The sequence below is a fragment of the Streptomyces sp. NPDC031426 genome (assembly GCF_055581585.1).
Genome location: NZ_JBVIJE010000005.1, coordinates 444,445 through 469,264, shown reverse-complemented (window position 1 = coordinate 469,264; position 24,820 = coordinate 444,445). Strand labels below are relative to the sequence as shown.

Genomic DNA, 24,820 nt, shown 5'->3' with positions numbered 1-24,820 from the left:
TCACCGCGTCCAGTACGTGCCCTGCACCATGGCACGCAGGCTGTCGTGGTGCAGGATCAGTGTGTCCGGGTCCGCCGGGACGGCGATCTCCCCGAAGTGCACCTGCCGGTAGGCGATGCGCAGCATCACGATCGCGTGCCGCAGGGCGGCGTAGAGGGTGTGGAAGTCCATGTGGCGCGGGGTGTGGCCGGTCAGGCGCGCATAGCGGGCCTCGACGCGGTCGCGGCGCAGGAAGTCCGGCAGTCCGCGCTGTCCGGAGGCGACCGAGAGGTCGTGGAAGAAGCGGTGCAGATAGATCATCCAGCCGAGGTCGACCTCGCGCGGGGCGAGTGCCGCCATCTCCCAGTCCAGGACGGCCACGGGGTCGAACCCGTCGTAGACGATGTTCCCGATGCGGGCGTCACCCCAGCTGAGGACGGGCTCGCCGACCTCGCGCGGCCACAGCTCCGCCAGCCGGTCGAAGGCGGCCTCGATGAGCGGTGAGCGGGGCAGGCCGTCGATCACCCAGGCGTAGTACGCCCGTTGGGCCGTCAGATGGCGGCGCAGCGCGTCCCGCGGACCGGGCGAGTCGAGGAACTGTGCCTCGGCAAGGGGCACTTGGTCGTGCAGGCGGGCCAGCAGCCCGACGGTCTCCGCCTCCAGATGCCGGCGCTCGACCTCGCTCGCCCCGTGCAGCCAACTGCCTTCGTAGGTGTACGGCATGACGTCCGGCGGCACGCGGCCGGCGACCCGCTCCATGACGAAGAACGGCGCCCCGAGCGGGCCCGGGTCCTCCTCCAGCCACAGCACACGAGGCACGGGCACGTCGGTGCGTTCGGCCACCAGGCGCAGGGTGCGGTACTGGCGGGCCAAGTCGTACTCGGGGAAGACGGCGTACGCCGCCGGGTCCGCCGCGAGCCGCAACGCACAGGCCCCGAAAGGCGCTTCGGGGTGTTCGAGGTCGAACAGCAGGGTCTCGCTGGACATGCCGTTGGAGGCGGGGACGGTCACGCCGGTCGCCTTGGCTCCGGGCAGCCGGGTGCCGAGCCAGGCGGTGAGGCGGCGGGTCAGCTCTTCCGGGTCTCGAGTGGTGGTGCGGGGGCGCGGTGCCGTGGCCATGCGGGCTCCTTCCTCAGGTGCGACCGATGTCTCAGGCCCGGCCGATGCCGCAAGACGCAACCGATGTCTCAGCGCACGATCCACGTCTCAGGGCGCGACCGAGTCGAAGCCGGTGAAGCCGCTCGGGTCGTGCCGGCCGAACGAGCCGTGCTCGAAGATGCCGTGACCGGTCTGCCCGTCGAGCCGGAAGCGGGCGGAGTGGTCGGTGACGCCGTACCCGGCCAGCGGGTGGGGCAGGGTCATGTCGTAGGTGCGCCGGTCGGTCCAGCCGGGCCCCCGCCAGGTGCCGTGCTGCCAGTCGTCCGCCGGTGGATAGCCCGCGCCCAGGGCGAGCGGCGAGGAGGCCAGGATCTCGACGTCAAGTTTCCGCGATTCCCGTGCGTCCCCCAGATGGATGACCGCCCGCTCCGGGTGGCGGGTGCCGGAGCGGTAGCCGATCTCGGCCTGCGGCCAGCCCAGCTGGCGGTCGCGCCGGCCGGGGCGGACCAGGGTCGCGTCGTTCAGGGTGCGGTGTCCGTCGGCGTCCTCCTGGGTGACGACCATCAGGAACCGGTCGTCGAAGCGGACCGGGCACCAGATCCAGTGGAAGCCCTCGCTGGGGTGGTCCGCGGCGAGCCGTCCACCGTCCTCGCCCGGGACGGGCCGCACGCCCCAGCTGCGGTCCCGGGTGCCGGTCCAGCCGTCCGCGCCGACCCGGAACTCCGCTCCCCCGGCCCGGATCACGCCCTCCGCGGTGCCCGCCTGGACGAAGCGGCGGCCCTCCAGGATGAGCCGCTCGCCGCGGCGCTGGAGGTGGTGCGGCTCCCAGAGAGCGGGGAAGGCGGCCGTCCAGGTGAGGTCGTACGACAGCTGCTCGTCCTCGCAGATCAGGCGCAGCTCCTCCAGCGGCCGCGGGACCTCGATGCGCAGCGGTCCGACGGCGAGCCGCATCCGGTCCTCCCCCAGGGCGTCGCAGGCGCGTACGGCGTGCAGCGTGTCCCCGGTGCGCAGGGTGGCGTAGGCGTCGATCACGCCGAGGTTGGGGTAGACGCCGAGGCCGAGGATGAGCAGGGCGCGGCCGGCGTGATCGAAGACGTGGAAGATGCAGCGGTCGTAGGCGTTCCGGTCGCCGGTCGCCGCGTGCTTCATGGACAGCGGTACCTGGTGCACCGGGTACTCGTCGAGCGGTACGGGACGGTCGTCGGCCACGGGCACCCCCTGAGCGTCGGTCGGCTGACGGTACGTCAGTTGACCGGCGGAGGCCAGAGCGGGGACGGGACGGGCCTGAACTGACGCCCGATTCCGCGCCACGGTGACCTGCCCGGGGGCTGCCGCGTTGTTCGGGCATGACCCCCATGCACTCGGCCACCGGGCGTCAGCGCCGCATCTTCGTCCCGCGCCCCGCAGAATCGGTTCCGCCGCCGCCTGCCCCGCAGGACCCGCCCATCTACCGCGATCTCATGCGGGCCTGGGCCGACCGGGGCCGGACCCTGCCGGGCCGCCACGATCCGGAGTGGATCAGGCTGGCGGCCCCGACGGTCCTCACGGGGCAGTTCAGCGGCCCTCGGGTCCCGCCACGTGACGGGCGATGACCATCCGCTGGATCTGGTTGGTGCCCTCGACGATCTGCAGGACCTTGGCCTCGCGCATATAGCGCTCGGCGGGGAAGTCGGCGGTGTAGCCGTAGCCGCCGAGTATCTGCACGGCGTCCGTGGTCACCTTCATGGCCGTGTCGGTGCAGTGCAGCTTGGCCATGGCGGCCTGCTTGGCGAACGGCTTGCCGGCGTCGCGCAGCCGGGCCGCCGCGAGGTAGAGAGCGCGGCCCGCCTCGATCTGGGTGGCCATGTCGGCGATCATGAAGCGCAGGCCCTGGAAGTCGGCGATGGGGTGGCCGAACTGCCGGCGCTGGGTGGCGTAGGCGACCGCCTCGTCCAGGGCGGCCTGGGCGAGACCGATCGCGCAGGCGGCGATGCCGAGCCGCCCGGAGTCCAGGGCGGACAGGGCGATGAAGAAGCCCTGGCCCTCCTCGCCGATCCGCCGGTCGTCGCCGACGCGGACGCCGTCGAGGTGGACCTGCGCGGTGGGCGAGCCCTTCATGCCCATCTTCTTCTCGGGCACGGCGCCGCTCAGGCCCGGCGCGTCCCCGGGGACCAGGAAGGCGGTGATCCCACGCGGGCCCTCCTCGCCGGTGCGGGCCATCACGGTGTAGAAGTCGGCGATGCCCCCGTGCGTGATCCAGGCCTTGCTGCCGTTGATCACCCACTCGTCACCGTCGCGCACCGCCCTGGTACGCAGCGAGGCCGCGTCCGAGCCCGAGGACGGCTCGGAGAGGCAGTACGCGCCCAGCAGACCGCCGCCGAGCATGGCGGGCAGATGCTCGACCTGCTGCTGCTTGGTGCCGTAGGTGGCGAGCGCGTAGGAGGCGAGCGTGTGCACGCTGACGCCGAGGCCCACGGTGAGCCGGGCCGCGGCCAGCTCCTCCAGGACCTGGAGGTAGACCTCGTAGGGCTGGTCGCCGCCGCCGTACTCGGAGTCGTACGGCAGGCCGAGCAGGCCCGATTCGGACAGCAGGGTGAAGACCTCGCGCGGGAAGCGTCCCGCGTCCTCCTCCTCGGCCGCCCTCGGCGCTATCTCGCGCTGGGCGATGTCCCGGACGAGGGCGAGCAGATCCCGCGCCTCCTCCGTCGGCAGCTGACGCTCCACCGGCTGCGGGTCGCGGTCGGACATGGCGTCGGTCTCCTCCCTGGTCGGGCACCGGCGGTCTGGCCCGTGGGGTGGGGGCGGCTCCGCCTGGTCTTTCCGGATGGCCGAAGGCGCCCTCTCCCGGGTCTCGGAAGCGGCTGACCAGCGGCTGTGCGCTGTGAGTATGCCCGATCAGCGACCTCCAGTCACCAGTTAACGACCGCTCACTTCAAGAATCCAGTCGGACGCCGCCACGAGCCCGAAATTGGTCCGAACCATTGACGCAGTGGTCTAGTCCTCCCCACTGTGCATGACCAACGCTTTACCGCGTTCATGCCAATCGGCACGCGTTCCCCTCTCCCCCAGGAGGAGACACCCGATGCACACTCCCCACCGCTCGCGACTGCGGGCGTTCGTCGCGACCGCGTGTACCGCCGTCCTCGGCGCCGGACTGCTCGCCGGCGCGGGCACCGCCACCGCGGCGGCCCCGGCCGCACCGCAGGTCAAGGCCGGCTCGAAGGTCGTCGGCTATTTCACCGAATGGGGCACCTACGACCGCAAGTACTACGTCAAGAACGTCGAGACCTCGAGGTCCGCGGCCAAGCTGACCCATATCAACTACGCCTTCGGCAATGTGACCGCCGGCAAGTGCGCCATGGGCGACTCCTACGCGGCCACCGACCGCGCCTACACCGCCGCCGAGTCGGTGGACGGCGTCGCCGACACCTGGGACCAGCCGCTGCGCGGCAACTTCAACCAGCTGCTGAAGCTGAAGAAGAGGCACCCGGGCCTGAAGATCCTTTGGTCCTTCGGCGGCTGGACCTGGTCGAGCGGCTTCGGCGAGGCCGCGAAGAACCCCGCCGCCTTCGCCCAGTCCTGCTACGACCTGGTGAAGAACGCCAAGTGGGCCGGGCTGTTCGACGGCATCGACATCGACTGGGAGTACCCGAACGCCTGCGGCAACACCTGCGACACCAGCGGCCGGGAGGCGTTCAGGAACGTGCTGGCGGCCCTGCGGTCGAGGTTCGGCGGCAGCGCCCTGGTCACGGCGGCGATCACCGCGGACGCCTCCGGCGGCGGCAAGCTCGACGCGGCGGACTACGCGGGCGCCGCGCAGTACGTGAACTGGTACAACCCGATGACGTACGACTACTTCGGCGCCTGGGACGCGAGCGGCCCCACCGCCCCGCACTCCCCGCTCACCTCCTACCCGGGCATCCCGAAGGCCGGCTACAACACCTCCGCGACCATCGCCAAGCTCAAGGGGCTCGGCATCCCGGCGTCCAAGCTGCTGCTCGGCATCGGCTTCTACGGCCGCGGCTGGACCGGGGTCACCCAGGCGGCGCCCGGCGGAACGGCCACCGGACCGGCGGCGGGAACGTACGAGCAGGGCATCGACGACTACAAGGTGCTCAGGACCAAGTGCCCGGCGACCGGCACCGTGGGCGGCACGGCCTACGCCAAGTGCGGCAGCGACTGGTGGAGTTACGACACCCCGGCGACCATCGCCACGAAGATGACGTACAAGAACCAGCAGGGCCTCGGCGGCACCTTCTTCTGGGAACTCAGCGGCGACACCGCGCACGGTGAGCTGATCAAGGCCATCCACTAGCCCCGCACCAGGGGGACTCGGGAGCGGAGGACCACGAGCCCTCCGCTCCCCGGTGTGTCAGGAGTCGCGGCGGGCCGGCAGCGGCGCCGGGTAGGCCGGGTCCAGTTCCTCGACGGCGCGCAGGGCTCCGCCGAGCGTCTTCACCAGCAGCTCGCGCACGGTGTCACGGGACAGCTCGGGGCGGTCGATCCAGTCCAGGGTCGCGCCCTCGACGCTGCACACCCAGGAGAGCAGGCCCATCCGGGCGAGCGGGGCGATGTCGCTGCGGCCGTAGGCCCCTTCGGCGATGGTGGCGATGATCGCCTCGCGCACGCCGTCCCGGATGGCGTGGACCTCGGTGTCGAAGCCGACGCCGCCGCTGACGATGGTGCGGTAGGCGGCCTGGTGGTGCTCGGCGTAGCGCAGATAGCCGTCGATGGTGCGGTGGACCCGGTCCACGGCGGGCATCTCCAGGCCGTTCGCGGCGAAGGTGACCAGGTCGGCGACCGAGTCCTGGACGATCGCCAGGTAATAGCCGCGCTTGGACTGGAAGTAGTAGTAGATCAGCCCCTTGGCGACATGCGCCTGGCGGGCGATGTCGTCCATGGACAGCGCGTCGTACGACGTGTCGGCGAACAACTTCCGGCCGATGGCGATGAGTTCGGCGCGACGGGCCATCGAGCGCTCGGTGCCGCGCATCCGGGGACGGGCGGCGGCACGCTGATGCGGCATGTTCAATTTCGGCCCTGTTCCAGGCGGTCGGCGGGACCACCGCAGTATGTCAGAACATGCCGCACACGTGAGCGGGTCGAGTCAGAGCAGGCCGAGCTGGGTCACGAACATCGCGACGACCGCCACGAGGACCCAGCCCATGACGTGCTCGAGGATCTTCGGGCCGTCCTCCTGGGGGCCGCCGGTGCGGGCGCGGGTGGCGGTGGCCGGGTGCGTGGTCATGTCCATTTGTCCACCTTGCCACCCGCGACGGCGTTCGCGGGCGATGAGCTTGCTCACACCCTCGTGCTCACCTGATCAGTGCACGCCCACCGCCGCGAGCGCCTTGCACTGGCGCGGGCTCGGGTGGGCCGGGAAGTAGAGGTAGCAGACTCCCCCGGTGCCGGAGACGACCTTGCCGGAGGCGTTGTACCGCTTGGTGCGCAGCCAGATGTTCTCGAACTCCCGGCGCAGATAGACCCGTCGTACGGCGTCGTCGCTGGGCGAGGCCGGGTCGTTGGCGATCACGTCGCCGTCCGCGGTGAAGCCGATCACCGTCATCAGATGGCCGGAGGTGCCGTAGCCGGCGCCGGTCAGCTCGGTCTTCAGGAACGACTGGGACGTTATGGCCGGGATGCCGGCCGCGATCAGCGTCTCCAGGTCGGTGAGCGAGGCGAGGCGGGTGACCACGCCCTGGAGACCCTCGAAGGTGGCCGCGTAGGCGGCGTTGAACGGCCAGTTGCCGCAGCCCTCGTACTGGTAGTCGTAGGTGAAGCGGGCGGCGTGGTCCACCTGCGGGTCGGCGTACGCCGGGTCGACCCAGGACAGCTGCTCGGGGGTGAGCCGGCCGCCCCAGTACTCGATGATCATCTGCGAGGAGGTGGGGCTGCACCAGGCCTCGCCGCCGTTGTCGTACTGCGGGTACTGGCCCTTGTGGATCTCCTGCGAGTAGCGCGGGACGGCCAGTTCCTGGGCGAGGCCGGGGGTGGAGGCGGGGACCGTGAAGCGGTCGGGGATGTCGGACCCCATGGCGCCCAGCCGCCACACGGTCGGCGTCAGCCGCGTCCCCGGCCTGCGGTAGAGGGTGAGGCGCAGCCGGTACGAGGTCAGGCGCAGGCCGGTGCTCGCGTCGTCGATGGCGAAGGTGTCGGTCCAGACGGTGCTCTTGCCGTCGGTCTGGCCGTCCACGGAGGTCCGCTTGATGTCCTGGTCACCGGCCGCCCAGCGACCCATCACGTACCACGGGGTCCCGGTGCCGTCGGAGTACGTGCCCTGGAGTTCCACCTGGAGCCAGGTGCCGTCCGGGGTGTGGGCGTTCCAGGAGGAGACGACCTCGGTGGCGGGGACGGTGAGCTTGTGGACCGGGGAGGTCCAGGTGGCGTACTCCCAGGTGGCGGTCGTACCGGTGTGCGGGTCGGTGTAGTCGGTGCGGCCGGCGGGGGCGCCGATCACGACGGCGGGGCGGGCGCCGGCGACGGGCCGGACGCCCTGGGGGGCGCCGAGGCGCCACTCGCTGTACGTGGTCCAGGCGTGGTAGTCGATCGGGCGGGCCGGCGCCCTGCCGGGGTCGTCGGCTTCGGTGCCGGGTCGCTGCGCGGCGGCGGCAGCGGGGACCGTTCCACCGGCCACCGCGACGGCGACGGCTGCGGTGAGGACGGTTCTGCGGGACGGCTGTTGGGCTCTGCTCATGGGCGCGATTACCCCCAGGTGTCCGGTGATCCGGTGCGGTGTGTGCGCCAACTATGGAGCAGGCGGCAGGGCGCTGCCAGCACTTCTGCGCGTACGGCGCCATCAATATTGGTCTCGGCCACTGGAACGGCAGAACGGGACGGTCGCGCCGTCCCCCGAAGGGGCGCGGGGAACCGCGCGACCGGGCCACCGGCCCGCAGCCGCACAATTCCCCGCAACCACCCGAGCCGGACGCCTCCTGCTGTGGTGCTCCGCGTCAGACGAGGTCCATCGCGGCGACCTCGTCGGGCCGCCCGTAGCTGATCGGCCCCTGGAAGCGGCGGCGGGCCGTGGCGAACCACCACACCGTCGCCACGACCAGCACGGCGGCGAGCGCGATCGGCGCGTAGTTGAAGGAGTCGACCGTGATCGGCGAGGCCTGCGGCAGCATGAACAGGACGCTGCTGAGCACGATCCAGATCACCGCGAGCCAGCCGACCGGCCGCCCCCAGCGGCCCAGCTGCCAGGGCCCCGGCTGGAACTCGTCACCGAGCCGGAGGCGGAGGAAGATCGGCACGGCGTAGGCGAGGAAGAGGCCGACCACGTTGACGCTGACGATCGCGGTGAACGCGGTGTGCGACCACCAGCCCGGCACGACCAGGGCCACCGAGCAGGCGACCGCGAGCCACACCGCCTTCACTGGCGTACGGGTGCGCGGCGAGACCGAGTGCCACCAGCGGGAGCCCGGCATGGCGCCGTCGCGGGAGAAGGCGAAGATCTGCCGGGTGTTGCTGGTGAGGTTGGCGAGCCCGCAGAAGAGCATCGCGCCGATGACGACGAGGAGCATGACCTTGGCGGTGCCGAGGCCGAGGCCGTCGATGAGGATCTGGACGGGCGGCGCCGCCGAACCGGCCACCTTGGCGTAGTCGCCGATGCTGTAGACCAGCGCCAGCATCAGGATCAGACCGGTGATCGCCGAATAGCCGATGGAGCGGGTGATCCCCTTGGGCGCGTTGATCGTCGCGTGGACCGTTTCCTCGGACATGTGGAAGCTGCCGTCGAACCCGGTGAACGTCCAGCTGGTGACCAGTAGGCCGAGCATGCCGCCGTAAAGTCCGTTCGTGAAGCCGGTGTTGTTCTCGAAATGCGTCACGAAGGACACCGGCTGATGGTGATCCGGCATCACTATGAGTGCGCCCACGATCACGACGAGTCCGATCAGCAGCCACCACACGGAAATGCGGTTCAGTACGGCGACGAGCTGCACCGTGTAGGTGTTGGCGAGGCCCTGCACGACGATGATCAGGGCCGTGATCAGCACCGTCTGGTGCGCGGTGGGCTGGTAGGAGGGCCACTGCAGCTGGATGAAGGCCTGGATGAAGGTGGCCGCCGCATAGCCGGTGGCGGCGGTGCCGCCGATCTGCCCCACGAAGTTCAGCCAGCCCGTGAACCAGGACCAGGCGCCCTTGTGCCGCTTTGCGAGTTTACCGGCGGAGAAATACAGGGCACCGCTCGTCGGATAGGCCGAGGCGACTTCCGCCATGGCCGCGCCGATGAGCAGCACCATGACGCAGACCCCGATCCAGCCGAAGACGAGAATGCGCGGTCCGCCCGCGTTCATACCGAATCCGAAGGACGAGAAAATGCCCGAGAGGATATTGATGATGGTGAAGGAGATCGCGAAATTGTCGAACGCCTGGAAGCGCCGGGTGAGTTTCCGCGGATAACCCATCGCGTGCAGGGTCGCGTCGTCGTCGAGCACGACCGCGCCCTCGCCCGCGCGGGCCTTCGCCCGGGACGCCGATGTCCGTTCCGACACAGTTCGGCCTTTCTCTGAGTGAATCGAGTGAATGGGCAGAGCATGTGCAGATCAGTCGGGCCGCGGGACGGGCAGGCCGCAGGCGCGGCGGGCCCGGGAGAGCTGCTCGGCGGGATCGCCGAAGGCGCTCCAGGGCATGCGCGAGGCGTACGGACCCATCGCCGTGAACACCGCCCGGGCCTCGAACTCGCGCTGGGCCATGACCAGGGCGTGCGCGAGGTAGGCCAGGTCGAGCACCGGGGTGAAGCGGTAGCGGGACACCGCCGGCAGCCAGTTCTGGTAGATCGCCAGCGCGGCGGAGCGCCACTGCGGCTCCTCCCAGACGCGTTCGGCGAGCAACTGGGTGGGGTTGTAGCTCTCCACCAGGGCCACCAGCGGCAGCAGCCGGAGGGCGGAGTCGGCGGGCGCCCGCTGGCTGAGGAAGGCGGCCACGTCCCAGGCCGCGTTGACCGAGCCGCCGTGGCGCGTGAAGAAGCAGGACAGGAAGCGGTGGTGGCCCTCGCGGTGCCAGGGGTCCAGCGAAAGGACGTGCGCGAACAGCCGCCAGGGGCCGGGCGGGGCGGTGAGCAGGCCCCGCGGGGCCGGGTCGCGCAGCCGGTGCAGCCGGGCCATGGCGAGCTTGGCGACCCAGGGTGTGGGGTCCTCGGGAGCCATGGCGGCGGCACGGTCGCAGGCGGTGAGCGCGATCCGCTCCAGCGCCTCGGCGCGCTCGTCGCGGGCGTCGGCGGCCCGCAGCGCGCGCTGCACGGCGACCCGGGCCCACATCAGCGCCGCCTCGGGTGTCGGCTCCTCGGCGAGCCAGCGCTCGACCAGGTCGGTGCCGGCCGCCTCGGAGGCGAGGACCAGCGAGCGATGGGCGCGCAGGGCGAAGTCGGTGCGCGTCTCGGCGAGGGCCTCGTGCGCGTATCGATAACGCCCGGCACGCACATCGACGCATACGCTCGCCAGGACACGGTCGTCGGCCGCCGGATGCCACACATAGTGCCCTTCGAATAGCTCCGCGGCCATGTCTCCCTGCCAGTCCCCGTACGGCGCACAGCGGTTGCGCTGGAGGCACCCTACTCAGCCGCGGGCATGCCCGGAACGCCTAATTCGACATATCGGTCAGGGGATTCGCAAATGTTTATCCGCGCCATTGACTGGCTGCCAGCCGATGGTTCAAAACGCGACCACTACTACACTGTTTCCGGAAAACCTCGCACACCGACCACCCCGGGAACCACCATTCATAACCTCGCCGCCCGGCTGCGCGGGCTTCCCCCCTCCCTCGGGCCGGTCCGGCTGATCGGCGTCGACGGACACGCCGGCTCGGGAAAGTCCACCTTCGCCGGACACTTGGCCGCCGCGCTCGGCGGGGCTCCGGTGCTGCACCTCGACGACATCGCCAGCCACGAACAGCTCTTCGGGTGGACCGACCGGCTCATGTCCCAGGTGATCGATCCGTTCACCCACGGCGAGAGCGCGTTCTACGAGCCCTACGACTGGCGCGCCCGCACCTTCGGCGCACCACGCCCGCTGCCGGCGGCGCCCGTGGTGCTCGTCGAAGGGGTCGGCGCCGGCCGCCGGGCGCTGCGGCCGCATCTGGCGCTGCTGCTGTGGATGGAGCTGCCCCGGGAGGAGTCCTGGACGCGCGGCCGGCAGCGGGACGGGGCGGAGCAGCGGGAGTTCTGGAGAGGCTGGGTCGAGGCGGAGCGCGCACACTTCACCGAGGACCCCTCGCGCCCCCATGCCGATCTTCTGGTGCTGCAGACGCAGGAGGGGTACGAGGTGCTGCCGGGTCCCCGGTGAACGCGTGGACCGGACCAAGGTGTGACCCAGAGTAATGGACCGTCCGCGTTGTGGTGAAGCTGTGAAGACCCTTGCGGAGGAACTTCTCCGACTGTCTCAACTCCGCTTGACCGGGGGGCCGTACAGGTCTTACGTTCTCAATGAGCGGTCATTCGGGACCGCCCCCAGACGCGAAGCCCCCGGTTGTTCCCCCGTGACCGGGGGCTTCGTTCTGTCCACGCACCCCTTTCCGGGCGCCCGGCGCACCGATCCGCTCACCCTCAGTCACCGAGCCGTGTGCGCCCCGTCTGCTCCCACCTCGCCAAACGGCCTGTGCGGCACACTTCGGCACGCGGTCATCGCGCGGGTACGATGCCCTCGGTGCGACCTTCGAGGCTGCCTGGCGCACCGGTAACTCCGGTCCGCGGCACGGCGGTTCGACCGCGGCGGCCGTCGGGCGACTGCCCGGTGGTGAACCACGGGGACACGGTCTGTGGGGGGACGGGATGGACTTCGGCACGCAGGGCCCCGAGGCCCCGGCCGACCTGGCCTGGCTGCGGGGTGTGGACGCCTACACGATGGGCGCCTATCCGCAGGCGGAGGAGGAGTTCCGCACCGCGGTGCGGATGGACCCGGGGATGGCCGACGGCTGGCTCGGGCTGCACGCGCTCCGGGTCGACACGACGACCTCACTGCTCAGGATGTTCCGGCACCGCGACCGCTTCGGCGAACAGCGCGCCCGGCACCGCCGCGCCCTCAACTCCTGGTACTGGCTGGGCTGGTGGGTGCAGCCGGTGCTGGAGAGCCCGCGCGATCTGCTGCTCGCGCACGCCTCTCACTGGCTGGACGGCCGGCATGTGCCCGAGCTGGACCGGGCCCTCGCCGGACTGCCCCCGGTCGACACCGACCCGCAGGTCCGCTTCCTGCACGCCTGCCGCGCCTATCTGGTCAAGGACTGGGAACAGCTGGTACGGCACACCGACCCGCTGCTGGACGATCCCATGCTCGGCATCGAGGCGGGCCTGTTCGGCGGCATGGCCAGAGTCCGGCTGGAGATGTACGGCCAGGCCGAGCCCCTGCTGTCGGCGGCTCTGATGCGCTGCCGCAGCGAGCAGCCGCAGCGCAAGGAGCTGCGCTACTGGCTGGCGCGGGCGCACGAGGGCACGGGCCGCTCCGCGGCGGCGCTCCCCCTGTACCGGGCCGTGCACCGGGTCGACCCGGCCTTCATGGACACCTCGGCACGGCTGGCCGCGATCTCCGAGGGCGACGGGTACGACGACACCGCCGACCTGGCCGCGATCACCCTGACCGGTGCGGGACAGGACAGCGTGGACGGGCCGGACGGATTCGATCCGCTCTTCGGCACCGAGGGGCGTGATCTGCGGCTGCCGGAACCGGATCTGCCGACCGGGCCCCTGCCGTCGGTGAGCGATCCGGGTGTCCGGGTGAAGACCGGGGTCTCCTCCTCCCCCATCCCGGCCGGTCCGACCGATCCCGCCCTGCTGGAGGAGGCGCTCGCCGAGCTGGAGCGCATGGTGGGGCTGGAACCGGTGAAACGTCAGGTCAAGGCGCTGTCCGCGCAGCTGAACATGGCCCGGTTGCGGGCCGGGCAGGGGCTGCCGGTGCAGCCGCCGAAACGGCACTTCGTCTTCTCGGGGCCGTCGGGGACCGGGAAGACCACGGTGGCCCGGATCCTGGGGCGGGTCTTCTACGCGCTGGGCCTGCTCGGCGGCGATCACCTGGTGGAGGCCCAGCGGGCCGATCTCGTCGGCGAGTACCTCGGGCAGACGGCCGTGAAGGCCAACGAGCTGATCGACTCCGCGATCGGCGGGGTGCTGTTCGTGGACGAGGCGTACTCGCTGTCCAACTCCGGATACGGCAAGGGGGACGCGTACGGCGACGAGGCCTTGCAGGTGCTGCTGAAGCGGGCCGAGGACAACCGGGACCATCTGGTGGTGATCCTCGCCGGCTATCCGGAGGGCATGGACCGGCTGCTGGCCGCGAACCCCGGCCTCTCCTCCCGGTTCACGACCCGCGTCGACTTCCCCTCCTACCGGCCGCAGGAGCTCACCGAGATCGGGAAGGTGCTGGCCGCGGAGAACGGGGACGTGTGGGACGAGGAGGCGCTGGAGGAGCTGCGCTCGATCGCTGGGCACGTGGTCGAGCAGGGGTGGATCGACGAGTTGGGCAACGGGCGGTTCCTGCGGACGCTCTACGAGAAGAGCTGCGCCTACCGGGATCTCCGGCTGTCGACGTATGCGGGGACGCTGTCGCGGGAGGACCTGGCGACGCTGCGGTTGCCGGATCTCATGCAGGCGTACGGGGAGGTGCTGTCGGGGCGGGGGCCGCAGGATCCGCCGGGTATCTGATGCGCCGCGAAGGGGTGCGGGGCCGTGTTTGGTCTGCGGCTCCGCTGCGCGGGCGCGACCGGCCACGACGCACCCGCGCCCGCGCAGCTCTCCGTGACCGCCCGAGCTAGGAGGCGAGCACCTGCTCAGGCTCCCCGCTCACCCGCGGCTCCGGCATCTCCCGGTGCGCCGGATCCCGTACCTCGCCCACCAGCAGTTCCAGGACGTCCTCCAGAGCGACCAGACCCAGCACCTTGCCGGAGGCATCGGCGACCTGGGCCAGGTGTGTAGCCGCTCGCCGCATGACCGTGAGGGCGTCGTCGAGCGGCAGCTCGGCCCGCAGGGTGGTCATGGGACGCCAGACGTGCTGCGGGACGGCCCGGTCGGAGTGCTCCAGGTCGAGGACGTCCTTGACGTGGACATAGCCCATGAAGGGGCCCTTGTCCGTCGCCGAGACCGGGAAGCGGGAGTACCCCGTGCGGGCCGTCAGCTCGACGATCTGGCCCGGGGTGACCGACGGAGCCACCGTGACCAGGGACTCCCGGCGCAGCAGGACGTCGGTCACCGGGCGGGAGCCCAGTTCCAGCGCGTCCTCCAGGCGTTCCCGCTCCTCGGGGTCGAGCAGGCCCGCCTGGCCGGAGTCCTCCAGCAGGCGGTTGAGCTGCTCGCTGGTGACGACGGCCTCGACCTCGTCCTTGGGCTCGACCCGGAAGAGCCGCAGGATGCCCTGGGCGCAGGCGCCGAGGGCCACGGTGATGGGCCTGCACAGGCGGGCGAACCAGACCAGGCCTGGGCTCAGCCACAGCGCCGCCTTCTCGGGGGCCGCCATCGCCAGGTTCTTCGGCACCATCTCGCCGATGACCAGGTGGAAGAAGACCACGGCGGCCAACGCGATGACATAGCCCAGCGGGTGGATCACGCCGTCGGGGAGGCGGACCGCGGCGAACACCGGCTCCAGCAGATGCGCCACCGTCGGCTCGGCCACCGCGCCCAGCGTCAGTGAGCAGACCGTGATGCCGAACTGGGCCGCCGCCATCATCTGGGGCAGGCGTTCGAGGCCGTGGAGCACCTGGCGGGCCCGGGCGGTGCCGAGCGGTTCGATCTGGCTGCGGCGCACGGAGACGAGCGCGAACTCGGCACCGACGAAGAAGCCGTTGGCGAGCACCAGCAGCGCGGCGAAGACCAGTTGGAGGACGCTCATCGGGCGGCCTCCAGCACGTTCACCGCGGGGGCCGTCCTGACCAGGCGGACCCGTTCGGCGCGGTAGTGGCCGACCTGGCGGACCGAGAGCCGCCAGCCGGGCAGTTCGGCCCGGTCGCCGGGGGCCGGGATACGGCCGAGCAGGTCGGCGACGAGTCCGGCGACCGTCTCGTACGGCCCCTCGGGCACGTCGAGGCCTATGCGCTGGAGGATGTCGACGCGGCAGCTGCCGTCGGCGTCCCAGGCGGGCCGGCCGTCCTCGGGCGGGGCGGGGGCCAGCTCGGGCATGTCCTTGGCGTCGTGCTCGTCGCGCACCTCGCCGACGAGTTCCTCGACGATGTCCTCCAGGGTGACCACGCCCGCCGTGCCGCCGTACTCGTCGACGACGACCGCGATGGGCTGCTCGGAGCGCAGCCGGGCGAGCAGGGGCCGAACCGGCAGGGTCTCCGGGACCAGCAGCGCCTTGCGGGCGATGCGGCTCACCGGGGTGCGCAGCCGGTCGTGCACGGGGACCGCGAGGGCGTCCTTCAGATGGGCCATGCCGACGATCTCGTCGATCTTCTCCCGGTAGACGGGGAAGCGGGACAGGCCGGTGGCCCGGGTGAGGTTGACGACGTCCTCGGCGGTGGCCGTGTCCTGAAGGGCGCTGACCTTCACGCGCGGGGTCATGACGTGCTGCGCGGTCAGCTCGCCCAGGGACAGGGTGCGGACGAACAGGTCGGCCGTGTCCTGTTCCAGGGCGCCGGCCTGGGCGGAGTGGCGGGCCAGGGAGACGAGTTCGCCCGGGGTGCGGGCGGAGGCCAGTTCCTCGGCGGGTTCGACGCCGAGAGCGCGCACCAGCCGGTTGGCGACGGTGTTGAGCGCGGCGATCACCGGGCGGAACAGGAGGGCGAAGCGGTGCTGCGGGCCGGCCACGAACCGGGCGACCTGCAGTGGCTTGGACACCGCCCAGTTCTTGGGCACGAGCTCGCCGATCACCATCTGGATCGCGGAGGCCAGCAGCATGCCGACGACCACGGCGACACCGGAGGCGGCGCCGTCCGGGATGCCGGTCGCGGCGAACGGGCCGCGCAGCAGCCCGGCCAGGGCCGGTTCGGCGAGCATGCCGACGACCAGGGAGGTGATGGTGATGCCGAGCTGGGTGCCGGAGAGCTGGAAGGACAGCTCCCTGAGCGACTCGGCGACCCTGTGGGCCCGTCGGTCGCCCTCGGCGGCCGCCTTCTCGGCCTCGGTCGCCTCGACGGTCACCAGACCGAACTCGGCGGCCACGAAGAAACCGTTGGCGAGGATCAGCAGGAAAGCCGCTCCCAGGAGCAGCAGGGAGATGGTCACGCTGCCACCGCCTTCCCGGTATGTCGGGTCGGGGCGGCGCAGGTACTACAGGACGATCCGTCCATCGCTGGAGGGAGTCACTCCTCGGGTAGCAGGAACCCCCGTGCACCGGGTGGTGCTCCAGGGGCGGGGCCGCAGCGAAACGGCCTCCGTCACCAGATTAATCAAGACACGGGCCGCTCGGGCAGGGTGTGCGCCCCCGAGTCAGCCCCGATCTGCCCCCGATTCAGCCCTGATCTTCCGCCGGGTGGGCCGTGGAGCGGGCTTCGGCGAGGGCTCGCAGGGCCTGCGCGTCGGCGATGGCGCGCTGCTTGGCGAGGCCCGGCTGGATGCCGAGCGCGGGCAGGCTGGTGCCGTCACTGAGGTTGAGGAACACCCAGGGATCCCCCGGACGGAGGTTCACCTGGACGATCTCCGCCCAGTCCAGGCGCCGCTGACCTGCGATGTTGACCACGGTGACCCCGGACTCGTCGGCGACGACCTTCACCCGGGACAGCCGGGCCAGCACCCAGAAGATCAGCGCCCCGGTGACGACGAAGCTCGCCCGCTCCCCCGGGCCGAGCTTCAGCAGCAGCGCGATCCCCGAGATGGTCAGGAAGATCAGCACACCGGCGGTGAGCAGGATCGCCCGGGTGTGGCCCGGCCGGAAGGTGACGGGAAGGGTAGGAGTGTCGGACATCTCGGTGCGCACCCCTTACAGGCGGCAGGCGTGGATGGCCGTGGTGAGGATGGCGCGGGCGCCGATGGCGTAGAGGTCGTCCATGATCCGCTGCGCCTCCTTGGCGGGGACCATGGCGCGGACCGCGACCCAGCCCTCGTTGTGCAGCGGGGAGACGGTCGGGGACTCCAGGCCGGGGGTGAGCGCGACGGCCTTCTCCAGCTGCTCGACGCGGCAGTCGTAGTCCATCATCACGTACGTCCGTGCGACCAGGACGCCCTGGAGGCGGCGCAGGAACTGCCGGACCTTCGGCTCCTCGCCGTCGGTGCCGGTGCGGCGGATGACGATCGCCTCGGACTTCATGATCGGCTCGCCGAAGACCTCCAGGCCCGCGTTGCGCAGGCTGGTGCCGGTCTCCACGACATCGGCGATGACCTCGGCGACGCCCAGCTCGATCGCGGTCTCCACGGCGCCGTCGAGGTGGACGACGGAGGCGTCGACGCCGCTGTCCTCCAGGTGCTTGGCCACGATGCCCTCGTAGGAGGTGGCGACCGTCCTGCCCTTGAGGTCCTCGATGCCGTCGGCGGTGCCCGGCTTGGCGGCGAAGCGGAAGGTGGAGCGGGCGAAGCCGAGCGGCAGGATCTCCTCGGCGTCTGCGCCGGAGTCGATCAGCAGGTCGCGGCCGGTGATGCCCACGTCGAGGCGGCCGGAGGCGACGTAGATCGCGATGTCGCGCGGGCGGAGGTAGAAGAACTCGACCTCGTTCACCGGGTCGACGATCCGCAGCTCCTTGGACTCACGGCGCTGCTGGTAGCCGGCCTCATGCAGCATCTCCGCCGCAGGGCCGGACAGTGAACCCTTGTTGGGGACGGCGATGCGCAGCATGAGGTCGGCTTCCTTTGCGTGAAGGGGTTTCTACGGCGGTTGTGGCGGGGCGGCTTACAGGTGGGCGTAGACGTCGTCCAGGGAGATCCCGCGCGCGACCATCATCACCTGGATGTGGTACAGCAGCTGGGAGATCTCCTCGGCGGCCGCCTCCTTGCCCTCGTACTCGGCGGCCATCCAGACCTCGGCGGCCTCTTCGACGACCTTCTTGCCGATGGCATGAACGCCCTTGCCGACCAGCTCTGCGGTGCGGGAGGTGGCGGGGTCCCCGTGGGCGGCCTTCTGCTGGAGCTCGGTGAAGAGCTCCTCGAACGTCTTCTTGGACATGGTGGTCCTTACCCTACGCGCTCCGGCCGGTGCCTCAGTGCCAGGGTTCGGATACCGAGCGGAGCGTGGCGGCGGTCGAGACCGCCGCGGTCACCGCCTCGTGGCCCTTGTCCTCGTTCGAGCCCTCCAGGCCGGCCCGGTCCAGGGCCTGCTCCTCGGTGTCGCAGGTGAGCACGCCGAAGCCGACGGGCACGCCGGTCTCGACGCTGACCTGGGTGAGGCCCTGGGCGACGCCCTGGCACACGTAGTCGAAGTGCGGGGTGCCGCCGCGGATGACGACACCGAGGGCGACCACGGCGTCGTAGCCGCGCCCGGCCAGCACCTTGGCGGCGACCGGGAGTTCGAAGCTGCCGGGGACCCGGATCAGGGTCGGCTCGTCGATCCCCAGGTCGTGCAGGGCGCGCAGGGCGCCGTTCACCAGACCGTCCATCACCTTCTCGTGCCACTGCGCCGCGATGACGGCGACCCTGAGGTCGCTCGCGTTGCGTACGGACAGTTCCGGTGCACCCTTGCCGCTCACGTGTGTCCTCTCAGTGCTTCTTGCTTACTGGTTGCCGCAGCCGGACGCGACCGCGGCCGCGGAAGCGGTCACGGCGGGCGTCTCCAGCCAGGGCAGGTCGTGTCCCATACGGTCGCGCTTGGTGCGCAGGTAGTGGAGGTTGTGCTCGCCCGCCTGAACGGGCATGGGCTCGCGGCCGGTGACCTTCAGGCCGTGGCGCAGCAGCGCGTCGGTCTTGTCGGGGTTGTTGGTCATCAGCCGGACGCTGTGCACGCCGAGGTCCGCGAGGATCTGGGCGCCGGCGCCGTAGTCGCGGGCGTCGGCGGGCAGGCCGAGTTCGAGGTTGGCGTCCAGGGTGTCGCGGCCGCGCTCCTGCAGCTCGTACGCCCGGAGCTTGGACAGCAGGCCGATGCCGCGCCCCTCGTGGCCGCGCAGGTAGACGACCACGCCCCGGCCCTCCTCCTGGATGCGCCGCAGGGCGGTGTCCAGCTGGGGGCCGCAGTCGCAGCGCAGGGAGCCGAAGACGTCACCGGTGAGGCATTCGGAGTGGACGCGGACCAGGACGTCCTCGCCGGCGCCGAGGTCGCCATGGACGAGGGCGACGTGTTCGACACCGTCGACGGTGGAGCGGTAGCCGTAGGCGGTGAAGGTGCCGTGCCGGGTGGGCAGGCGGGTCTCGGCCTCGCGGCGGACGGTGGGCTCGCTGCCGCGGCGGTAGGCGATCAGGTCCTCGATGGAGATGATCGTCAGGCCGTGCTTGCGGGCGAACGGGATCAGCTCGGGCAGACGGAGCATCCGGCCGTCCTCGCCGGCGATCTCCACGATGGCGCCGGCCGGGCGCAGGCCCGCGAGCCGGGCGAGGTCCACGGCGGCCTCGGTGTGGCCGTTGCGGACGAGGACGCCGCCGGGCTTGGCGCGCAGCGGGAAGACATGGCCGGGGCGGACGAAGTCCGTCGGCTCCGCCGTGCCGCTCGCGAGGAGCTGAAGCGTCGTCGCGCGGTCGGAGGCCGAGATGCCGGTGCTCACACCGTGCGCGGCGGAGGCGTCAACGGAGATGGTGAACGCGGTCTTCATCGACTCGGTGTTGTCCTGGACCATCTGCGGCAGCCGCAGCCGGTCCAGTTCCTCGCCCTCCATGGGGGCGCAGATGAGTCCCCGGCACTCGCTCATCATGAAGGCGACGATCTCGGGGGTGGCCTTCTCGGCGGCGATGACGAGGTCGCCCTCGTTCTCCCGGTCCTCGTCGTCGACGACCACGACCGGGCGGCCGGCCGCTATGTCGGCGATGGCCTGCTCGACGGGGTCGAGCCCGAAGTTCTCGATGGTGTCCAGGTCGTACAGGGGCGGTGCCGAGGTCATGCCGGGGCTCCTTCCAGGACGGGCTGCGGATTCCTGCGGGAGCGCAGCCACCAGTCGCGCATGCCCCACAGGACGAGTGCGCCGTAGATGACGTAGACGAAACCGGAGAAGGCGTAGCCGTTGGCGAAGTTGAGGGGGACGCCGACGAGGTCGACCAGCAGCCAGGCGATCCAGAACTCGACCATGCCCTTGGCCTGGGCGTACATGGCGACGACCGTGCCGACGAAGATGTAGGCGTCGGGCCAGGGGTCCCAGGACAGCGACGGGTACGCCGTGAAGAGCAGGGCCACCGCGACCGTGCCGGCGGCGGCCGCGCCGAGCATCGCCGCGCGCTCGCGCCAACTGGCGAACCGGGGGGCGATGTGGCCGTCCTCGGCCCGGCCCTGGTTGCGCCGCCACTGCCACCAGCCGTACAGCGCGACGGCCATGACGACGGCCTGCTTGCCGGCGCTGCCGGTCAGATGGCCGTAGAAGGCGGCGAAGAGGACGAGACCGGAGAGGAACTGCACGGGCCAGGTCCACAGGGAGCGGCGCCAGCCGAGCGCGAGGGTGATCAGGCCGAGGATGTTGCCGGTCATGTCCGACCAGATGATGCGCTGCCCGAAGAGGGTGAAGGCCTCGGAGTTCAGCCAGTTCACTTGGTGGCTCCCTGGGCACGGTCGCCGAGGAGCCGCTCGACGTACTTGGCGACGACGTCGACCTCGAGGTTGACCGGGTCGCCGGGCTGCTTCAGGCCCAGCGTGGTCAAGGCGAGGGTGGTCGGGATGAGGCTGACGGTGAAGTGGTCCGGTCCGGCGTCCACGACCGTGAGGCTGATGCCGTCGACGGTGATGGAGCCCTTCTCCACGACGTAGCGGGAGAGGTCCGCCGGGAGGGAGATCTTCACGATCTCCCAGTTCTCGGAGGGCTTGCGCTCCAGCACCTCGCCGGTGCCGTCGACGTGGCCCTGCACGATGTGCCCGCCGAGACGCGCGCCCACGGCCATGGGGCGTTCCAGGTTGACGCGGGAGCCGACGCCGAGCGCGCCGAGGCTGGAACGGTTCAGGGTCTCCGCCATCACATCGGCGGTGAACTCGTCGCCCTCGTGCTCCACGACGGTGAGACAGACCCCGTTCACGGCGATGGAGTCGCCGTGCTGCGCGCCCTCGGTCACGACGGGGCCGCGGAGCCGGAAGCGGGAGGCGTCGCCGAGGTTCTCGACGGCGGTGATCTCACCCAGCTCTTCGACGATTCCGGTGAACACTTCCCGGGTCCTCCTGCCTCTTGGGGCACGGACTCCGGGGCCTGTCGATGACGACAGAATGTACGGGTGAACACACCTGCGGCGACGCCGAAAGAGGCCCGTCCGCATACGGACAAGCCCCAGATACGGCGACGCGCACACGTACGTGTGCCCGCCCGCCGCGCACTGCCTCCCATCCGGACTTTAACCGTCGGTCCAGGAATTTCACCTGGTCAACCGGCCGCTGGAAGCGACCGGGTCGCGGACTGTAACCGCCGGTTCGGACTTTCACCGACCCCGGAGTGCGCTGCTTCTGGTACAGGGCCAGTGTGCCACGCCTAGCGGTGCTCAAGACAGACAGAGGGTGTGGGCTCCCTCACAGCATGTGTCGCCGGGCTTGCGCGGCCGGGCCGGGCCGCGCAACTGCTGTACCTCCAGGGCGCTTTGACCTATGGTCCGGACCTATTGACCGTACTGGTCTAGTCCTCTTATCGTGCGGGCGGGTCCGGTGGCGGTGACGACGGCCCTTGCCCGCCGCCGGGCCGCCAAGGCGCCGGACGCCACGACCGGGGCGCCGGCGGGCGTCTGGCACGCTGAGGCCCATGACGCCTTCGCCGCCCTCCGAAGAGTTCGAGTCCCACCGGCCCCGGCTGTTCGGCCTGGCCTACCGCCTGCTCGGCTCCGCCCATGAGGCGGAGGACGCGGTGCAGGACGCCTATCTGCGGTTCAGCGGCGCCGACCGGGCGGCGATCGAGCACCCTGGGGCATGGCTCGCCAAGGCCGTCACCAATCTCTGTCTGACCCGGCTGACCTCGGCCCGGGCGCGGCGCGAGGAGTACCCCGGGACCTGGCTGCCCGAGCCGGTGGTCACCTCCGACGGCACCCTCGGGCCGCTGGAGTCGGCGGAGCGGCGCGAGCAGGTCTCCTTGGCCCTGCTGGTCCTGCTGGAGCGGCTGACGCCGACCGAGCGGGCCGTGTACGTGCTGCGCGAGGCGTTCGGTTACGCCCACCGGGAGGTCGCGGAGGTCCTGGACCTGAGCGAGTCCAACTGCCGTCAGCTGTACCGGCGGGCGGTGGCCCGGGTCGCCGTGCCGGAGGGCCGCTTCGAACCGGCGCCGGAGCGGCGGGAGGAGCTGCTCCTGTCCTTCCTGGCGGCGGCCCGCGGGGGCGACCTGGCCGGTCTGGAGAAGATGCTCGCGGCGGACGTCACCTACTGGGGCGACGGCGGCGGCAAGGTGTCCGCGGTCCGGCGGCCGGTCGAGGGACGCGAGAAGGTGGTGCGCTTCCTGGTGGGCGGGGCCGAGCGGTTCACGGGCGGCCTGGACATCGTGGTGGCGGAGGTCAACGGCGCGAGCGCGCTGGTCGCGTGGGCGGGCGACGTGCTCGCCGGGGTGGCGGCCTTCGAACTGCGGGACGGGCTGATCACCCATGTATGGACCGTGATGAACCCCGACAAGCTGGCCTACATGCAACGGCAGTTGACGCGGTCGTAGCGGAGCCGTCCCGGGGCCTGTCACTTTTGCGGAGGCTGCGTGGTCTCAGCGGAGGAGGGTGCTCCGACCGAGGGGCACCCCGAGTCCGGAGGGACGGGAACAGCATGACCAGCATCCTGGTGACAGGCGGGACGGGCACGCTCGGCACGCGCGTGACGGAGCGACTGCGGGCGGACGGGCACGAGGTGCGGGTGCTCAGCCGGCACACGCCGCCGTACGCCGTCGATCTGCGGGTCGGCGGGAGCGGGCTGGACGCGGCGCTCGCCGGCGTGGAGACCGTGGTGCACTGCGCGACCACTCAGCGGGGCGGCGACGAGACCGCCGCCGATCATCTGATCGAGGCGGCCCGGCGGGCCGGGGTGGGTCATCTGGTCTACATCTCGATCGTCGGCATCGACCAGGTGCCGCTCGGCTACTACAAGACCAAGCTGGCCGTGGAACGCAAGGTCGAGGCGTCGGGCCTCGGCTGGACCGTCCTGCGCACGACCCAGTTCCACGACCTGCTCGTCACCGCCCTGGGCGGACTGGCCAGGCTGCCCGTCATGCTGGTCCCTGCCGGGGTCCCGGACCAGCCGGTGGAGGTGGGCGAAGTCGCGGACCGCCTGGTGGAGTTGGCGCTCGGCGTGCCGGCCGGGCGGGTGGCGGACATGGGCGGCCCCGAAGTGCGGTCCCTGGACTCGCTGGCCCGCGCCTACCTCCGCGCGACCGGGCGGCGCCGGGCGGTGGCACAGGTGCCGCTGTTCGGCCGGACGTATCGCGCCTGCCGGGAGGGCGGACTGGTGGCGCCGGAGCGGGCGGTGGGGAAGACGACGTTCGAGGAGTATCTGGGGCGCCGCTTCGGCGGCTGACCCGGCGGCCGGGTGGGACAGGGGGAGACGGGCGTGCCGTCAGTTCCGGTCCTGCGGTGCGAACAGCTCGTCCTGGGCGCGGTCCCGGGCGGTGAGCAGGGCGCCGCGCAGGACCGCGGTGCCGCCGAGGGTGCTCGGCCGTACCTCTGTGAGCAGGGGTGACATACGGCGGAGCCGCTCCTCCACCAGCCCCGCGAGCACCGTGCCGCCGGCCTGCCCGGCCTCTCCGCCGAGCACCACACAGCCGGGGTCGAGCATGGCCACCACGGACGCGGCGCCGATGGCGATCCGGTCGGCGAGAGCGTGCAGAAACCGGTCGGCGGGGCGTTCGGAACCCGAACCGTCCGAACCGGCGGGGCGTTCGGCGTCCGCGCGAGACGCCTGCCCCGCCACCTGCGCCACCGCCTGCCGGATCACCACCGCCGCGCCGGGTCCGTCCATCCTGGCCGGTACCGGCAGGCCGTGCTCCGCCGCCAGGGCGCCGATCGCCGCCGCGCCCGCCAGCGAGTGGAAGCCTCCGTCGCAGTCCCGTGCCGAGGGCAGCGAGTCGGTGCCCGGCACCGGCAGGAAGCCGATCTCGCCCGTGCCGCCCGAGGCACCGCGGCGCAGCGTGCCGTCGAGGACGACCGCCGCGCCGACGCCATGCCCCAGCCAGAGCAGGACGAAGGTGTCCCGGTCCCGGGCGGCGCCCTCGCGCTGCTCGGCCAGGGCGGCGAGGTTGGTCTCGTTCTCCACGGTGACGCGGGCCCCGGGCAGCCGTTCCTGCAAGGCGGCGGCCAGGCTGCGGTGCCAGGCGGGCAGCCCGCCCGAGTCGCGCAGGTCGCCGGTGGCCGGGTCGACGAGGCCCGGCGCGCCGATGCCGACGGTGTGCAGCCTCCCCCACGCTCGTACGCCCTCGCGCGGGGGCGCCCCCATCGCCTCGGCCTCCTTGGCGGTCCGCTCCACCGCGGCCACCGCCTGCTCCACGGCGGGACCGGTCCCGGTGTCGCCGCCGATCGGCACGGACGCCTCGGCCAGGACCCGGCCGACCAGGTCGGAGACGAGGACGAAGACCCCTCCGGTGCGGACGTCGAGCGCGGCCAGATGGGCCCGGTCGGCGACGATGCCGTACAGCCGGGCGTTGGGGCCCCGGCGCTGCTCGCCGGACTCGCCGACGACCGTGATCAGCCCGGCGTCGCTGAGCCGTTCCACGAGGTCGGCGACCGTCGGCCGGGACAGACCCGTCAGCTGCTTCAACTGCCCGGCCGTGAGCGGGCCTTCCTGCTGCAGCAGGCGCAGGGCCAGGCGGTCGTTGATGGCCCGGGCGGTGCTGGGTGATGCGGGCATGACGGGAA

At 71.4% G+C, this 24,820-nt stretch carries 23 protein-coding genes and 1 riboswitch; of the genes, 5 read left to right on the top strand and 18 right to left on the bottom strand.

The features are described from left to right. From ACZ5NH_RS12945 to ACZ5NH_RS12935, 3 genes are all read right to left on the bottom strand, one after another. Entirely contained in the window at positions 1–1,098 is a 1,098-nt protein-coding gene (locus ACZ5NH_RS12945) for a phosphotransferase family protein (RefSeq protein ID WP_468774830.1), read from the bottom strand. An 87-nt stretch (positions 1,099–1,185) separates the two neighbouring features. Next, a complete protein-coding gene (locus ACZ5NH_RS12940; RefSeq protein WP_468774828.1) occupies positions 1,186–2,286 on the bottom strand; it encodes an Rv3169 family protein in 1,101 nt (366 codons plus the stop codon). Positions 2,287–2,631: 345 nt separating this feature from the next. Continuing rightward, positions 2,632–3,804 (bottom strand): acyl-CoA dehydrogenase family protein, encoded by a 1,173-nt coding sequence (locus tag ACZ5NH_RS12935; RefSeq protein ID WP_468774826.1) that lies wholly within the window; start codon positions 3,802–3,804, stop codon positions 2,632–2,634. 334 nt (positions 3,805–4,138) lie between these two features. Between ACZ5NH_RS12935 and ACZ5NH_RS12930 the strand changes: the two genes are divergently transcribed. Further along, the gene (locus tag ACZ5NH_RS12930) at positions 4,139–5,371 is read left to right on the top strand and encodes a glycoside hydrolase family 18 protein (RefSeq protein ID WP_468774824.1); all 1,233 of its coding nucleotides are present in this window, start codon (positions 4,139–4,141) and stop codon (positions 5,369–5,371) included. Between the two features lie 57 nt (positions 5,372–5,428). Here ACZ5NH_RS12930 and ACZ5NH_RS12925 read toward each other — a convergent pair whose 3' ends face one another. The 5 genes from ACZ5NH_RS12925 to ACZ5NH_RS12905 form a co-directional block, all read right to left on the bottom strand. Next, positions 5,429–6,082, bottom strand: coding sequence for a TetR/AcrR family transcriptional regulator (locus tag ACZ5NH_RS12925; protein ID WP_468774822.1), 654 nt, complete (start codon positions 6,080–6,082; stop codon positions 5,429–5,431). An 81-nt stretch (positions 6,083–6,163) separates the two neighbouring features. Beyond that, entirely contained in the window at positions 6,164–6,310 is a 147-nt protein-coding gene (locus tag ACZ5NH_RS12920; RefSeq protein ID WP_468774820.1) for an SCO1431 family membrane protein, read from the bottom strand. A gap of 69 nt (positions 6,311–6,379) precedes the next feature. After that, the gene (locus tag ACZ5NH_RS12915) at positions 6,380–7,750 is read right to left on the bottom strand and encodes a peptidase C39 family protein (protein WP_468774818.1); all 1,371 of its coding nucleotides are present in this window, start codon (positions 7,748–7,750) and stop codon (positions 6,380–6,382) included. Positions 7,751–8,006: 256 nt separating this feature from the next. Then, positions 8,007–9,548, bottom strand: coding sequence for an amino acid permease (locus ACZ5NH_RS12910; RefSeq protein ID WP_468774816.1), 1,542 nt, complete (start codon positions 9,546–9,548; stop codon positions 8,007–8,009). Between the two features lie 51 nt (positions 9,549–9,599). Then, a complete protein-coding gene (locus ACZ5NH_RS12905) occupies positions 9,600–10,556 on the bottom strand; it encodes a hypothetical protein (protein WP_468774814.1) in 957 nt (318 codons plus the stop codon). Between the two features lie 216 nt (positions 10,557–10,772). Between ACZ5NH_RS12905 and ACZ5NH_RS12900 the strand changes: the two genes are divergently transcribed. Together ACZ5NH_RS12900 and ACZ5NH_RS12895 are read left to right on the top strand one after the other, a co-directional pair. After that, positions 10,773–11,336, top strand: coding sequence for a uridine kinase family protein (locus ACZ5NH_RS12900; RefSeq protein WP_468774903.1), 564 nt, complete (start codon positions 10,773–10,775; stop codon positions 11,334–11,336). A 485-nt stretch (positions 11,337–11,821) separates the two neighbouring features. Further along, positions 11,822–13,684 carry an AAA family ATPase gene (locus tag ACZ5NH_RS12895; protein ID WP_388626066.1) on the top strand — a complete coding sequence of 621 codons (1,863 nt, stop codon included), beginning with the start codon at positions 11,822–11,824 and terminating at the stop codon, positions 13,682–13,684. Between the two features lie 106 nt (positions 13,685–13,790). On the opposite strand, the gene ACZ5NH_RS12890 is transcribed toward ACZ5NH_RS12895, so the two are convergent. The 9 genes from ACZ5NH_RS12890 to ACZ5NH_RS12850 all read right to left on the bottom strand — a co-directional run bounded on the left by ACZ5NH_RS12890 (position 13,791) and on the right by ACZ5NH_RS12850 (position 21,166). Continuing rightward, positions 13,791–14,864 carry a hemolysin family protein gene (locus ACZ5NH_RS12890; RefSeq protein ID WP_388626067.1) on the bottom strand — a complete coding sequence of 358 codons (1,074 nt, stop codon included), beginning with the start codon at positions 14,862–14,864 and terminating at the stop codon, positions 13,791–13,793. Continuing rightward, positions 14,861–16,195 (bottom strand): hemolysin family protein, encoded by a 1,335-nt coding sequence (locus ACZ5NH_RS12885; RefSeq protein WP_388626069.1) that lies wholly within the window; start codon positions 16,193–16,195, stop codon positions 14,861–14,863. The genes ACZ5NH_RS12890 and ACZ5NH_RS12885 overlap by 4 nt, the downstream gene beginning before the upstream one ends. A 226-nt stretch (positions 16,196–16,421) precedes the next feature. After that, a complete protein-coding gene (locus ACZ5NH_RS12880; RefSeq protein WP_468774811.1) occupies positions 16,422–16,874 on the bottom strand; it encodes a PH domain-containing protein in 453 nt (150 codons plus the stop codon). Between the two features lie 15 nt (positions 16,875–16,889). Then, on the bottom strand, positions 16,890–17,738 hold the full coding sequence (gene hisG / locus ACZ5NH_RS12875) for an ATP phosphoribosyltransferase (protein ID WP_388626072.1): 849 nt from the start codon (positions 17,736–17,738) through the stop codon (positions 16,890–16,892). Between the two features lie 54 nt (positions 17,739–17,792). Further along, the gene (locus tag ACZ5NH_RS12870; protein ID WP_351809542.1) at positions 17,793–18,065 is read right to left on the bottom strand and encodes a phosphoribosyl-ATP diphosphatase; all 273 of its coding nucleotides are present in this window, start codon (positions 18,063–18,065) and stop codon (positions 17,793–17,795) included. A gap of 34 nt (positions 18,066–18,099) precedes the next feature. Then, on the bottom strand, positions 18,100–18,585 hold the full coding sequence (ribH, locus tag ACZ5NH_RS12865; RefSeq protein WP_388626074.1) for a 6,7-dimethyl-8-ribityllumazine synthase: 486 nt from the start codon (positions 18,583–18,585) through the stop codon (positions 18,100–18,102). 24 nt (positions 18,586–18,609) lie between these two features. Beyond that, positions 18,610–19,923 (bottom strand): bifunctional 3,4-dihydroxy-2-butanone-4-phosphate synthase/GTP cyclohydrolase II, encoded by a 1,314-nt coding sequence (locus ACZ5NH_RS12860; RefSeq protein ID WP_451553038.1) that lies wholly within the window; start codon positions 19,921–19,923, stop codon positions 18,610–18,612. After that, positions 19,920–20,561: a nicotinamide mononucleotide transporter family protein gene (locus tag ACZ5NH_RS12855; protein ID WP_451007526.1), complete on the bottom strand. Its 642-nt coding sequence runs from the start codon at positions 20,559–20,561 to the stop codon at positions 19,920–19,922. Before ACZ5NH_RS12855 ends, ACZ5NH_RS12860 begins: the two co-directional genes overlap by 4 nt. Beyond that, positions 20,558–21,166, bottom strand: coding sequence for a riboflavin synthase (locus tag ACZ5NH_RS12850; RefSeq protein ID WP_468774807.1), 609 nt, complete (start codon positions 21,164–21,166; stop codon positions 20,558–20,560). The genes ACZ5NH_RS12855 and ACZ5NH_RS12850 overlap by 4 nt, the downstream gene beginning before the upstream one ends. Positions 21,167–21,324: 158 nt before the next feature. Next, positions 21,325–21,455, bottom strand: a riboswitch (FMN riboswitch). Positions 21,456–21,747: 292 nt separating this feature from the next. On the opposite strand from ACZ5NH_RS12850, the gene ACZ5NH_RS12845 reads away from it, so the two are divergent. Continuing rightward, entirely contained in the window at positions 21,748–22,638 is an 891-nt protein-coding gene (locus tag ACZ5NH_RS12845) for an RNA polymerase sigma-70 factor (protein ID WP_468774805.1), read from the top strand. Between the two features lie 104 nt (positions 22,639–22,742). Then, the gene (locus ACZ5NH_RS12840; protein ID WP_468774803.1) at positions 22,743–23,486 is read left to right on the top strand and encodes an SDR family oxidoreductase; all 744 of its coding nucleotides are present in this window, start codon (positions 22,743–22,745) and stop codon (positions 23,484–23,486) included. Positions 23,487–23,525: 39 nt separating this feature from the next. Here ACZ5NH_RS12840 and ACZ5NH_RS12835 read toward each other — a convergent pair whose 3' ends face one another. Beyond that, a complete protein-coding gene (locus ACZ5NH_RS12835; protein ID WP_468774801.1) occupies positions 23,526–24,812 on the bottom strand; it encodes an ROK family transcriptional regulator in 1,287 nt (428 codons plus the stop codon). Positions 24,813–24,820 lie beyond the last annotated feature (8 nt).